Source organism: Frankia sp. CcMO1, from assembly GCF_977945845.1.
On record NZ_CDWTMG010000138.1, the window covers coordinates 1 to 12,536 of the forward strand.

Annotated in this window: 12 protein-coding genes and 2 pseudogenes; 9 read left to right on the top strand and 5 right to left on the bottom strand. The window is 69.7% G+C overall.

From position 1 onward, the window contains the following. On the top strand, positions 1–411 hold a 411-nt coding region (locus AC08OU_RS16055), incomplete at its 5' end, for an acyl-CoA dehydrogenase family protein (RefSeq protein ID WP_462203475.1). Positions 412–430: 19 nt separating this feature from the next. Here AC08OU_RS16055 and AC08OU_RS16060 read toward each other — a convergent pair. Then, positions 431–1,138, bottom strand: a pseudogene (locus AC08OU_RS16060) (RNA-guided endonuclease InsQ/TnpB family protein); the annotation flags it as partial. 69 nt (positions 1,139–1,207) lie between these two features. Between AC08OU_RS16060 and AC08OU_RS16065 the strand changes: the two are divergent. Both AC08OU_RS16065 and AC08OU_RS16070 read left to right on the top strand, forming a co-directional pair. Continuing rightward, entirely contained in the window at positions 1,208–1,498 is a 291-nt protein-coding gene (locus AC08OU_RS16065; protein ID WP_476600906.1) for a hypothetical protein, read from the top strand. A gap of 192 nt (positions 1,499–1,690) precedes the next feature. After that, the gene (locus AC08OU_RS16070) at positions 1,691–2,101 is read left to right on the top strand and encodes an NUDIX hydrolase (RefSeq protein WP_476593073.1); all 411 of its coding nucleotides are present in this window, start codon (positions 1,691–1,693) and stop codon (positions 2,099–2,101) included. 36 nt (positions 2,102–2,137) lie between these two features. Here the strand turns inward: AC08OU_RS16070 and AC08OU_RS16075 are convergent, their stop codons facing one another. After that, a complete protein-coding gene (locus tag AC08OU_RS16075) occupies positions 2,138–3,295 on the bottom strand; it encodes a glycerophosphodiester phosphodiesterase (protein ID WP_476605227.1) in 1,158 nt (385 codons plus the stop codon). A 411-nt stretch (positions 3,296–3,706) separates the two neighbouring features. Here AC08OU_RS16075 and AC08OU_RS16080 point away from each other — a divergent pair, with 411 nt between their 5' ends. Continuing rightward, the gene (locus AC08OU_RS16080; RefSeq protein ID WP_462188432.1) at positions 3,707–4,231 is read left to right on the top strand and encodes a SixA phosphatase family protein; all 525 of its coding nucleotides are present in this window, start codon (positions 3,707–3,709) and stop codon (positions 4,229–4,231) included. On the opposite strand, the gene AC08OU_RS16085 is transcribed toward AC08OU_RS16080, so the two are convergent. Both AC08OU_RS16085 and AC08OU_RS16090 read right to left on the bottom strand, forming a co-directional pair. Further along, positions 4,194–4,928: a hypothetical protein gene (locus AC08OU_RS16085; RefSeq protein WP_476600910.1), complete on the bottom strand. Its 735-nt coding sequence runs from the start codon at positions 4,926–4,928 to the stop codon at positions 4,194–4,196. The genes AC08OU_RS16080 and AC08OU_RS16085 overlap by 38 nt on opposite strands. Further along, the gene (locus AC08OU_RS16090; protein WP_476600912.1) at positions 4,925–5,806 is read right to left on the bottom strand and encodes a serine/threonine-protein kinase; all 882 of its coding nucleotides are present in this window, start codon (positions 5,804–5,806) and stop codon (positions 4,925–4,927) included. Before AC08OU_RS16090 ends, AC08OU_RS16085 begins: the two co-directional genes overlap by 4 nt. Positions 5,807–6,028: 222 nt before the next feature. Between AC08OU_RS16090 and AC08OU_RS16095 the strand changes: the two genes are divergently transcribed. Both AC08OU_RS16095 and AC08OU_RS16100 read left to right on the top strand, forming a co-directional pair. Beyond that, a complete protein-coding gene (locus tag AC08OU_RS16095; RefSeq protein ID WP_462188433.1) occupies positions 6,029–6,550 on the top strand; it encodes a toxin-antitoxin system HicB family antitoxin in 522 nt (173 codons plus the stop codon). Between the two features lie 66 nt (positions 6,551–6,616). Further along, the gene (locus tag AC08OU_RS16100; protein WP_476600916.1) at positions 6,617–7,459 is read left to right on the top strand and encodes a DUF4097 family beta strand repeat-containing protein; all 843 of its coding nucleotides are present in this window, start codon (positions 6,617–6,619) and stop codon (positions 7,457–7,459) included. A 27-nt stretch (positions 7,460–7,486) separates the two neighbouring features. Here AC08OU_RS16100 and AC08OU_RS16105 read toward each other — a convergent pair. Further along, positions 7,487–8,026 (bottom strand): annotated as a pseudogene (locus AC08OU_RS16105) (SAM-dependent methyltransferase); the annotation flags it as partial. Between the two features lie 557 nt (positions 8,027–8,583). Between AC08OU_RS16105 and AC08OU_RS16110 the strand changes: the two are divergent. The 3 genes from AC08OU_RS16110 (at position 8,584) to AC08OU_RS16120 (ending at position 12,506) form a co-directional block, all read left to right on the top strand. After that, a complete protein-coding gene (locus tag AC08OU_RS16110) occupies positions 8,584–10,296 on the top strand; it encodes a dynamin family protein (protein ID WP_476605228.1) in 1,713 nt (570 codons plus the stop codon). A gap of 53 nt (positions 10,297–10,349) precedes the next feature. Next, positions 10,350–11,024, top strand: coding sequence for a nucleotide exchange factor GrpE (gene grpE / locus AC08OU_RS16115; protein WP_476600920.1), 675 nt, complete (start codon positions 10,350–10,352; stop codon positions 11,022–11,024). A 102-nt stretch (positions 11,025–11,126) separates the two neighbouring features. Continuing rightward, complete coding sequence (locus tag AC08OU_RS16120; protein WP_476605229.1) at positions 11,127–12,506, top strand: dynamin family protein; 1,380 nt, start codon at positions 11,127–11,129, stop codon at positions 12,504–12,506. The last annotated feature ends 30 nt before the right edge of the window (positions 12,507–12,536 follow it).

Below are 12,536 nucleotides of genomic sequence, written 5' to 3' on the forward strand. Positions count from 1 at the left end.
GCCGGTATCGCCCGCGCCGCGCTGGACGACGCGCTGCGTTACGCCCAGGAACGCGAGGCCTTCGGCAAGCCGATCTGGAAACACCAGTCCATCGGCAACTATCTCGCCGACATGGCCACCAAGTACACCGCTGCCCGCCAGCTCGTCCTCCTGGCCGCCGACCGCTACGACGCCGGCGAGCGATGCGACCTGGAAGCCGGGATGGCCAAGCTGTTCGCCTCGGAAACCGCGATGGAGATCGCGCTCAACGCGGTCCGGGTGCACGGCGGCTACGGCTCCTCCACCGAGTTCGACGTCGAACGCTACTTCCGCGACGCCCCACTCATGATCATCGGCGAAGGCACCAACGAGATCCAACGCAACGTCATCGCCGCCCAGCTCATCGCCCGAGGGGGAATCACCGTTACATGAGAGCGATGGATAGCGATGTTCATGCCGCCTCGCCTCTCGGTGAGGCACCCCCGGTCTGACCCGCTGGCGCGGTGCCGGGTTCCCGCTTCACAGCCACCGGCCCCGCAGGCGGGGTCTTACGGTCGACTCCACGGGCAGTTTTAACGTCGCCGATGTACTGGCGGTCGACGAGGTTATGCAGGTTGACCGCGGCGTTGGCGTCGCGGTCGATCGCCAGCCCGCAGGACTGGCAGTGAAAGGTGCGGTCGGCCAGGGTCAGGCTTGGGTTTCGCCAGCCACAGCCGGAGCAGGTCTTCGAGCTTGGATACCAGCGGTCCGCGACGACCAGCCGCGACCCGTACCAGATGGTCTTGTAGGCGAGCTGCCTGCGGATCTCGGCCAGGCCGGTGTCGGACACGGCGCGGGCGAGGCGCCGGTTGCGGACCATCCCGGCGACGTGCAGATCCTCCACCACGATCACATCGTGGGACGTCGCGAGTCGGGTCGTGAGCTTGTGAAGCCCGTCGCGGCGCTGGTTCGCCACCCGAGCGTGGATCTTCGCGAGGTGCGCGGCCCGCTGGTGTCGGCCAGCGCTTCCCGGCTTCAACCGGGCGTAGGCCCGCGACGCGCGCCGCAGCCTGCGCAGCGAACAGGCGAGCGGCTTCGGGTTGGCGACCTGCTCGCCGGTGGAGAGGACGGCGAGGTGGTGCACGCCTGCGTCGAGGCCGACCGTGCCGCTGCACCGCTGCACCGCTGCACCGCTGCACCGCTGCACCGCTGCACCGCTGCACCGGCCGGATGATCCGGTGGTGATCCTGTGACCGGCGGGGGATGGCCGTTGCTGGTCCTGGACGGCGACGGCGCACTGATCACCAGCTTTCCGCGGGCGGAGTTCGACAAGGCCCACCGGTGGGCGCCTGCCCGGGCCGGGGAGCCGGTGGTGGAATTCCCGATCCTGGTGGAAGACCTGCTTGTACGGGTGACATGGACGATCGGCCGCACCTCGTGCACGGCAACCCGGTGGGGAGTGGTGCCGGACGGGCCGGTGACACCACCGGTGGGCTGTCTGCTCCACGGTGGCGCCCGGTCGGGGCGGAAGACACGATGACCCGGCTGTGGGAGGTAGAGACCGGGAACGTTCCGGACGTGGAACTCCCCGGCGGCGACGGGCTGCTCCTGGCCACGGCGGAGGACGGGGTGGCCACGGTGACGGTGCATCCCCGGACCTGGCCTGGCGGACCGTGCCCAACCCTCCACACTTTTCCGTCGCGACGTCGGCCCCCTCCCTACACTGGTTCCCGTGACGGCAGCGGTGGGCAAACGGCAGGCCGTGGTCGCGGTGCTGCTGAGGGCCGGTCGCGTACTGGTCATCCGGCGTGGGCCGCAGGCGCAGAGACCGGGCTACTGGGCTCCGCTGAGCGGCCGGATCGAGCCCGGCGAGAGCCAGGCGGCGGCGCTGGTTCGCGAGGTCCGCGAGGAGGTGGGGCTGGCGGTCACCCCCCTTGCGAAGGTCTGGGAATGCGACACCGACGACGGCAGCTACCAGCTGCACTGGTGGACCGCCGAGGTCGGATCCGACGAGGAACTGATCCTCGACCCGGGCGAGGTGAGCGACGCCCGCTGGGTGACGCCGCACGAGTTCACCCGGCTGGAGCTCACGTTCGCCGGTCACCACGAATTCTTCGAACGGGTGCTTCCGACCCTCGGTTAACCGGCTGTCCGATGTCGAGGCGGACCTGCCGGCGGGTCAGTGAGTGGGGTGGTGGTCGGCCGGCGGGGGTCCGGGGTTCGGGAGGCCGGCGGCGACGGCCCGGGCGCGGACACTGATATCGGCCTGGTCGGTGAACAGCCCGTCGATGCCCGTCTTGAGATAGGCGACCTGTTCGTCGACGGCCCGGCCGAGGTCGCTGGGGCTGGTGCCCACCTGGTAGTCCTTCGGGAGGAAGGTGTTCTCCGCGCGGAAGGTGTACGGATGCACCACCAACCCGGCGGCGTGGGCGTCGGTGACCAGGGAGGTCGGGGTACCCAGCGTCCCGTCCCCGGCCCGGGGGATGACCTGAAGCTTGTCCGGGCCGATGCCGTTCGCGTAGCGGGCGATCTGCCACAGCCCGGCTAGCGTCGACAGATCCTGGTACGTCCGCGGGTCGCCGGCATTGACGAGGTCGAACGGCGCGCCCGTGGCGGACAGCAGCTGTACCGAGGCCGTGCGCAGGCCGAGTGTACGCAGCTCGCAGAGATTCGTGGTCTCAAAGGACTGGACGTACACCGGCGCGCCCCGGTGGTTCAGGCCGTACCGGACCAGGATGTCCAGCAGCCGCCGCTCCAGGGGCAGGCCGGCCTTGGCGAAATAGGTCGGGTGCTTGGTCTCCGGGTAGACGCCGATCTCGCGGCCGAGTTCCCGGGACAGCCGGGCGCGTAGATCAAGCAGTTCGGTGAACGTCGGGATCTCGAACTGGCCGTCGTACCTGGTGTTCTGCGGGCGGACCTCGGGCAGCCGTTCCTTGGCGCGCAGCGTCTTCAGTTCGGCCAGGGTGAAGTCCTCGGTGAACCAGCCGGTGGTCGCGGCGCCGTCGAGAATCTTCGTCGTCCTGCGGGCGGCGAACTCGGGATGCGCGGCGACGTCGGTGGTTCCGCCGATCTCCGGCTCGTGCCGGCAGACCAGGACGCCGTCCCTGGTGGGCACGAGGTCCGGCTCGACGAAGTCGGCACCCAACCGGGCGGCCAGTTCGTAGGAGGCCAGGGTGTGCTCCGGACGGTAGCCGGACGCTCCTCGATGCCCGATCACCAGTGTCGGGCGGCGCTGGCCACCGCCGGAGCCGAGGGCGCCCGCCGGGGCGACCGACGCGGCTACCGGGGCGAGGAGAGGGACGGCGGCGAAAGGCGCTGCGACGATCCCCGCGAGCACGCGACGACGGTCCACAAGTCCTCCAGCGCAGCGGCGACGACCCTCGCCGACGGAGCGCCCATAAAGCCAACCGGGAACAGCCGACCAACGAACGGACCACGTGTTACCCGCCGTGGTCGCTCAGATGGCACTTTGATGAACCTGGCGCACGAACAGTCGGCCGTAACCATCAGCCGCGCGCAACGGTGACGACCTCGGCCAGTCCGCCTCCGTCGACGTGCGGACCGCGGTGGCACGAGCGGCCCTACGGCCGCCCGGTCGGTACGGGCCGCTACGGTATCGGGGTCGGCCCTGCCCGGCATGCAGGACGATGTAGATGATCAGAGAGGGTTTCGACCGGAGGGCGAGCGATCGCGGATCGCCGGAGTTCGACGACAGGATCCGAGCTACGCGTCGATAGGAGGAGCGGACGTGGTCGACTTCGTCCTTCTCCGGCACGCCCATGCCGGCGAGAAACACACGTGGCAGGGGCGCGACGAACACCGTCCGCTCAGCCGGCGCGGCCAGCGCGAGGCGCGGGCGGTAGTGGACCTCCTCCGGCCGATTCCGCTGGCGCGGATTCTCACCAGCCCGTACGTCCGCTGCGAGCAGACCGTCGAGCCGGTGGCGGCCGACCGGGGCCTGCCGGTGCAACGGTGTTCGGCCCTCGCGGTCGGCGCCTCGCCGTTCGACCTGCTCGCCGTGCTCACCCAGGACGACAGCGGGGACGCGGTGCTGTGCACGCACGGCGAGGTGATCCGCGTGCTGTTCGAGGCGTGGCGGCGGCAGGGCAGGACGACGCTGCCCGGCCCGGACGACTGCACCGCGAAGGGTGGTGCCTGGATCATCCGTGGTTATCCGGACCGCGAGGCCACCGCCCGTTACGTCGCTGTGCCGGGCAGCGGGGAACAGAACCCGCTCAGCCCGGGGCGGCCGACACCCGGACACCGCAGGTGAGGTTGGCCAGGTAGACCTGGGTGCGTCCGCTCGGGTCCAGCAGCAACGGCGGACCGCCGCGGGCCGCGGTGCCGAAGCTGATCTCCCGGCCGTCGGCGGCGTCGTGGAGCTGCAGCCCGCAGTCGTCCGAGCCGGCGAAGTCCACGACCTCGACCCGGACAAGGCCCGAGGGGACCTCGAACGCGTCGGTGTCGCCGGTGCCGGCCTGCTGGGCGAAGGGTAGGACGGCCGTCCCCGATCCGGAGCGGGCCGTCACCGAGCACCCGGGGTCGTTGGCCTGCCAGTGGAAGCCGCCGACAAGCGGTACCTGGAAGGTCTTCGCACCGTAGACCTCCTTGATCGTCTGCTGCTCGCCGGTGCTGTCGCTGGTCACGATGATCGTGCACCCGTTGTCGGTGCCTTCGATCTGGTCGATGATCGCGAGACGCCACGGCGCGTCGGCGGTGAAGGACTGCCGGCTACTCGTCGAGTTGTCCGCGCTCGAGTTGTCCGCGCTCGAGTTGTTGCCCCCGGCCACCAGCACGGTGGCGAGCGCCCCCGCGAGCGCGAGGACCACGACGGTGCCGGCGCCCACCAGCAGCCAGCGACGGCGACGGCGTGCCCGCGGCTCGGGTGCCGGGGTCTGCGGCGAACCCGGGATCTGCGGTGCAGCCGGTGGGGTGGGTGTCCGGGCTGCGTCGGGAAGGATGCGCGTCACTGGGATCTGCGCCCCCGGGCGTGACCGACGAGCCGCTCGCACAGGTCGAGCGCGGTAGGCCGTTGCGGCGGCTGGCGGTCGAGTGCCTCGCGGACGGGCGCGTGCAGCTCTGGAGCGAGCCGGTCGGAGTCGATCTGGAACTCGGCGGCCGCGATCCGCGACGCCACCGCGTCGGCGGAGCCGCTGCCGAACGGCGGCTGGCCGGTGGCGGCGAAGCAGACCAGTGCCCCCCAGCCGAACACGTCGCTGGCGGCGGTGACCTCCCCGCCCGTGGCCTGCTCCGGCGAGAGCCACCCGGGCGTGCCGACGACTCCGCCCACCGCGGTCAGCGGGCGCGCCTCGGCCGCCGCGGCGATCCCGAAGTCGATGACCTTCGGCCCGTCCGCGGTCCACAGCACATTGGACGGTTTGAGATCGCGGTGGATCAGGCCGGCCGCGTGGATGGACGCCAACGCCTCGGCGAGCCCGGCCGCCAGGATGATCTGCTCCCCGGTGGGTAGGGGGCCGGCCGCCGCGACCTGGGCGGCGAGGTCCGGGGCGTCGACGAACTCGGTGGCCAGCCATGGACGTTCGGCCTCCAGCTCGAAGTCGACGAGCCGGGCGGTGTGGGCACCGCCGACCCGGAAACACGCCTGGACCTCGCGATGGAATCGCGCCCGGAACTGCGGATCGTCGGCGTACTCCGGTCGGATCAACTTGACCGCGACCTGGCCGAGGGGACCCTCGGCCAGGTAGACCACACCCATCCCGCCGGCACCGAGCCTGCCCAGCACCCGGTGCCGGCCCAGTGACCCCGGATCCGTGGCCCGCGGTGGCTGCATCCTGACGCCGTGCGCGTCGCCCGGCACATCCACCCCCGTCTGCATCACCGCCGCCACCGGGCGGATCGCCCCACTATCGCCGAGGCCTGCGACGGTGACGAGAGCACCCCGACGATCGCTACTTTTCGTAGTCGTCGCACGCAACGAGGGTTCGCGACCGCCCCGCCGGCAGCCGTACCGGCCGGGCAGCCGAGGCGACGACAGCCGCGACGGCAGCTGTGACGTCCTACTGGCCGCCAGAGCTTGCACATGACGTCAACTTGGCGCCACCATGACGTCATGGACCTTGCGCCGTATGTCGAGAACCTCCGCCGAGAACTCGCGGCAGCCGCAGAAGCCGGGGGTGAGGACGCCCGCGCGCTGGCCGAGCGGCTCACTCTGCCCCTGGACTCGGCCGTCAGGCTCGCCCTGCTGGAGGCGCTGTCGGCCGCCGCCGACGAGATCACCCGAGAGTTGGCGCCGGGCTCGGTCGAGGTACGCCTGCGTGGGCGAGACCCTGATTTTGTCGTGACGCCACCGCCGACCGACCACTCGGGGGCGGACGACTTCAAGGCCGCCGTGGTCAGGCAACCGTCCGCCGCTCCAGAAGACGACGAGGGACGTACCTCGCGGATCACGCTACGCGTCCCCGAGCGTCTCAAACCGCGCATCGATGAAGCGGCCGAGCACGAAGGACTGTCCGTCAACGCCTGGCTGGTGCACGCCGTCTCCGCCGCGCTCGACCCTGGTGCCGCGGGACGGCGCACCGGTCCGCACGCGGGCCAGCAGCTGGGGCGGCGTTACAGCGGCTGGGTGCGCTAGCCGCGCCAGCGTTCACCGCGCCCGGGCAAGCCACGCCCGGGCTGACGACGCCACAAGGAGATCATCATGCCGACTTTCCGCACCCCCGAGCCGATCCTCGCCGTCATCGAACTCGGGACCGGCCACGTCCGGATCAACGCGAGCGACCGCGCCGACACGGTCGTGGAGGTACGCCCGAGCGACCCGTCGCACGACACCGACGTTCAGACGGCGCGAGAGACCCTCATCGAGTACGACGAAGGGAAGCTTCACCTCAGAGCACCCAGGAAGAAGGCCCGCTCGCTGTCCGGGCCGGACGGCTCCGTCACCGTGACAGTCGAGCTGCCCACCGGTTCGCGGGTCGACGCGAGCTCGATGACCAACATCCAGAGCACGGGCCGCCTGGGCGATTCCAGCTTCCACACCGCCACCGGCGACATTGACCTTGACCAGACCGGCAGGCTCCGGCTGGGGACCGCCGACGGGAACGTGTCCGTGGGCCGCACGACCGGGCACGCCGAGATCAAGACCTCGAACGGCATGATCCGGATCCGCGAGATCGATGGCTCGGCGGTAGTCAAGACGGCCAACGGGGGCGTCACCATCGGTGAGGTGACGGGGGACGCGCGGCTGATCACTGCCGCCGGTGCCATCACCGTCGACCGCGCGCTGGCGGGGGTCGAGGCCAGGACCGCCTCGGGCAGCGTGCGGATCGGCGAAGTGGTGCGCGGCGCAGTCGCGCTCGTATCCGGTTCCGGCCGGCTCGAAGTGGGAGTACGGAAAGGTACCGCCGCCCTGCTGGACGTCCGCTCGGGACGCGGCGGTGTGCACAGCGAACTGACCGCCATCCACGCCCCCGCGCCCACCGACGAGACCGTCGAGGTGCGCGCCCGTACCGGCGACGGCGACATCCTGATCCACCGTGCCTGACCATTCCCGAAGCGCGAGCCGGCCCGGCTACGCTTTCCGCCCGATGGCGCCGTAGCAGCTGACCTGGGCGTTGGTCAGGTCAGCGGGCACGGTGTCATCGGGCCGCCAGCGGTGTGCCACCTCCACCCCCGGGTCGACCAGCTCCAGCCCGGTGAACAGACGCTCGACCTCGGCGCGGCTGCGTAGCTGGGTGGAAATCCCCCGTTGCCGGTAGGCCTCGGCCGCCACCAGCAACGTGGGGTCGAAGTCGCCGGTGCCGTGGGTGAGAACGAGGTAGCTGCCGGACGGAAGCACGTCGACGAAGCGACGGAGAATGCCGTGCGGGTCGTCGGAGTCGGGGATGAAGTGGAAGATCGCGATCAGGGACAGGGCGATCGGCTAGGTGAGATCGAGGGTGTCGCGCAGTTCCGGGGCGGCCAGAATGCGCTCCGGGTCGCGCAGATCCGCGTCGAGGTAGGCGGTGCGGCCCTCGGGGGTGCTGGCGAGTAGGGCTCGGGCGTGGGTGAGGACGATCGGTACCACCCCCGGGTTGCACATGTCCGTTTTCTGAGGCTCATGCAGCGCCGGCCCGTCGGACGGCGAGATCGCGGCGGCTCAGTCAGGGGGTGTCGCGGTCACCCTGCGGATTATGAGATCTGTGAGTGTCGCGTCGGTGCTCCTGAATGAGGACCGTCAGGTTGAGGCCTGTGGCTCGACGTGACTCGCAGGAGATCCGGCCGCGTTCGTGTGCCCTCCCGACGACGCGTCCGTCGCTGTCATGGGCACCAGCCTGGTCCACCTGCTGGCCTGATCAGAAGCCTGTCCGCCGCTGGCGTGACTCCTCACAGAGCGCCGTTGGTGACTCCCAGCCAGGCCGGTGCGTTGTTGGCCGCACTCGGGAAGGGAGCACGACCAGGCCCATGCTGGCAGAGTGCGCCGCGCTCACGCCGGCACAGGGCCGACCGGAACGTGCCATGTCAGTGCCGCATGCCCAGTGGGACGGACGTGCATCATGGCGAGTCATGACCCGATAGTCATCTTTCCAACACGTTCCGCTCTTTCTGGGCACAGGGGTCCGACACGCCACGCAGCATCGTTCACCTAGAATCGTGATGTCAACGGGGGGAACCGTGCAGCAGGCAGCAATGAACGCAGGCACCGGGGCAAGCACCGCCGCCGTGACCGCGGCCAACGCCGCCGTCGTCGAGCGGTTCCGCTCAGTCGCGAGCATCCTGCCTGTCGATGACCGGGCGACGTTCGAGCTGGCCCAGGCGTTGGTGCGATGCGCCGACCGCCAGCGGGAACCGATGCGCGTCGCCGTCGCCGGCCAGATCAAGCGCGGCAAGTCGACCGTCGTCAACGCGATCGTCGGCGAGAAGGTCGCGCCGACCGGCCAGCTCGAATTGACCTTCAACGTCGTCGAGCTAGGTCACGCGCCGACTCGTTCCGTGCGGATCCATCTAATCGACAACACTGTGGTCGATTACCCGACTGACCAGTTGGCGAAGCTGAGTGTCACCGCCGCGGCGGACCTTCATCTGCTCCGCGACATCCGCAAGATCGAGTTCGGTGCACCGATCGAGTTGCTCCGGTCGTTCCGGCTGGTCGACACGCCAGGTCTGGCGAGTCTGCACGGTGTCGACTCCGCGAACGCGGCGCGGTACCTCGGCATCACAGACCCGGTGGTCGCCGACCAGGTCACCGACGTGCTACGCGCGACCGGCCGGGATGCAAGCGCCGTGCACGCCGACAGCACGGCCGAGGTCGACCGCGCCGACGCCGTCGTCTTCCTGTTCAGTGGCGGGGTCGGCGAAACCGACCTAATCGCCGTGGACCGTTTCTCGGCGGGCGAGAGCGCCGCCGACGGCCGGGACGTCAACCCGCTCAAGGCGTTTGGCGTCCTGAGCCGCTGCGACGAACGGTACTGGCCGCCGGGGCCCGGCCTTCCCGGCAGTCCCACACCATGGGCCTACGACCCGATGGCTGACGGCGCCCGGCAGGTCGTCGACCGTCTGATGCGGGATCCGGTGGTGCAGCGACACTTCTACACGATCGTCCCCGTGGCCGGCATCGTCGCGAGCGGCGCGCAGACCGCGAGCAGCGAGCTGTTCAACGTGTTCGCCGACCTCAACCGCGAGCTTGGGCTCGAGGATCTTAGCGACCTGCTAGAAGATGCGGGGCGATTCGCGACCGAGGACCTCCCCGAGGTCGGCGTGCCGGCGGATCGGCGGGCGACGCTCGTTAACGAATTCGGCGTCTGGGGGGTGCTACGCGCCTGTCGCCACCTCAGGGACGACATGACGGAGGCGGAGGTGCGGGCACAGCTTGTCGTCGACAGTGGGGTGGCCCGCCTCCGCAAGCTGATCGTCGATCATTTCGGTAACCGCGCGGCGCTCATTAAGCTCGACCGGGGTCTCGGCGAAGTCCAGACCGCCGTCACCCGATGTCGGTCCGAGGCCGGACGGTCAGGGAGGTCACCGTCGCCCGAGGTCACGGCTGTGGCGGCGATGGTCGAGCAAACCCGCAGCGACGTTCACGGCTTCCGCGAACTCGCCGCGCTGCGGGACTACTACCGGGGCGTCCTGACCCTGACGGACAGCGAAGCGGTTGACCTGCTCACCGTGACTGGCGAACATGGTGTCAGCTGCGCGGCCCGGCTCGGGCTGAGCGAGGAGGCGTCACCCGCGGCGATGTCACGGCGGGCCGAGGAGCGGATCGGCGCATGGGCGCGCAGGTGCGCGCAGCCATTGCTCGACCTGCCGACCGCGAACGCGGCGAGGACAGTCCTGGCCAGCTACGAACGCTTATCGTACCGGGTCGCCGACGCCCGGCGCCTGCTCGAGACGACGGAGCTGTAAATGCCCGCGGCTGTGATGCCAGTCATCGCGCCCCCGCCGAGGAGAACGAACCGATGAGCCGGCGAATCAGGCTGTCACGCCTGCTTCCAGGCGCTGGCGCGCGGGCGGCACTGCGCGCGTCCGAAGCGGAGCTTGCCGAGACGCGGGCCGCGTTCGACGAGGAACGCGCGCGGACCACCGACCTACGAAACCGGCTCGAGGCCGCCGAACGCGACCTCGCCGACCTCGCCAGCGCACCGGACCAGCCCGCAGCGGACAGCGCGGGCGCCGTCAGCCTCGATCCGGCCAGCGCTGACCCACCCGGCCAGAACTCGGCTGGCCGAGACGAAGCCGGCCAGGGCCGGGCCAGCGTGGAACTCGGCGCCGACGCCGGTCGGGAAAGCCGGGCGCGGGAGCCAGCTTGGGCGGCCGAGCCGCATCCCGTCGTGGACCAGACCATCGCTCTCGTGGAGCAACTCGCTGATCTCACCAAACCAGAGCCGAGATCCGCCGAAGAGAACCTCGCGATAATGGAATGGTTGGGCGAGCAGGCGACGAAGGTGCTCGACCAGTACGACGTGGTCCGTATCACCGACGACGGTCCGGTCGACCCCGACCGACATGAAATCGTCGCCACCCGTACTACCGGGCAGGCGGACCTGGCCGAATGGATCGCCGCGACGGTGCGCCCTGGTTACGCCTGGCGCGGCCAGCTCCTCCGGCCCGCGGCGGTCGTCGTCTACAGGTAAGCCGACGAGGCTGGCCAGCCCGGCGGCGAACACTGAGAGCCGGATCCGCCGGGCGGCCACCGCGGCCTGCCGACCGGGAAGCCGCGCCGAACGGGGAGAAAGATGAGTGACCTGGAAGACCTCCGCGTTGAGGTTCTCGCAATGTTTCCGGAGGTTGTCGGCCTACTCGGCGACGACCTGTCGGAGGGCGGGCGGGCTCGGCTCGACCGGGCATGGGAGAAGCTTCGGTCGGGCCAATACAAGGTGGTCACCTGCGGCGAGTTCCGGCGGGGCAAGTCAAGCCTGCTCAATGCGATCGTGGAACGCAGCGGCCTGTTCCCGCTGGACGTGGACGTCACGACCTGCGTCGTCGTGACCCTGGAGTGGGGAGACACCGAGGGAGCGACGGTCTATTTCGCTGACCGACCAGCGATCCCTGTGCCGCTCGGAGAGGTGCGCGAGTACGTTACCGAGCAGGCCAATCCAGACAACCGCAAGAACATCCAGCGGGTGGCGATGACCGCGCCGATCGAGATCCTCTCGTCGGGGCTGGTGCTCGCGGACACACCTGGTGTCGGTTCCGACAACCCCGCGCACCGCGACGCCACCGTCAAGGTGCTGCCCGAGGCCGACGCGATCCTGTTCGTCTGTACCGCCACCGATCCGCTGTCGGCCAGCGAACTGCGCTTTCTCCGGGAGGACGCGTACCGCGCCTGCCCCGTGGTCGTCACCGCGGTCACCATGATCGACAAAAAGCCCGACCCGGCACCCGTCGTGGCCGCAGCCCGCGAACGAGTGGCCAAGGAGACCAACATCGCAGAGGCCGACGTCGTCGTCATGCCGGTGTCGGCGAACCGCAAATGGCGGGCGCTGGCCAAGAGCGACGAGGCAATGCTCGCGAAGTCAGGGCTGCCGGCACTCGAGGACCAGATGTGGAACGGCTTGGGTGCCACCTGCGGCGCCGCCCAGCTCGACGAGGCGATCGACGCGATGACCACCGAGATCCACCGCGTGGCCGAGATACTCCGCACCCAGTTGGCGGGCCTCGAAGGCACCGACGACGTCGAGGCGATGGAAGCGAAACTGCAAGACGCCATGGCGCAGGCCGACAACCTGACGAAGAAAGGCGCGCAATGGCGGCAGGACTTGGCCGAGGACGTCGATTTCAAAGCCCGTCCGATCCGCCGCAAGCTCGAAGTATCGCTGAGCGAGGAGCGGGCGGCGTTCCATGGCAAGGCAGACACTGACGAAGGCCGGTCGAATCCAGACAAGCTCGTGAGCGACACGACTCATACGATGACCGTCACATACCAGCAAGCGATATTGTCCTTCAACCGCGCCGCCGACGAGGTGACGAAAGAATACCGCGAGCTGACCAAGCTTTCGCTGGACGCACACGTCGCGAACTCCGAACCGTTTGTATCGGAGGTGAAGCTGTCGGACGACGCGCTCGAGGAGGACCGGGAGGGGTTTCGTCGTTCGGTAAACATTCACCTGCTTTAGCGATCTTGCTGTCGGGTGACGGTTCACGTG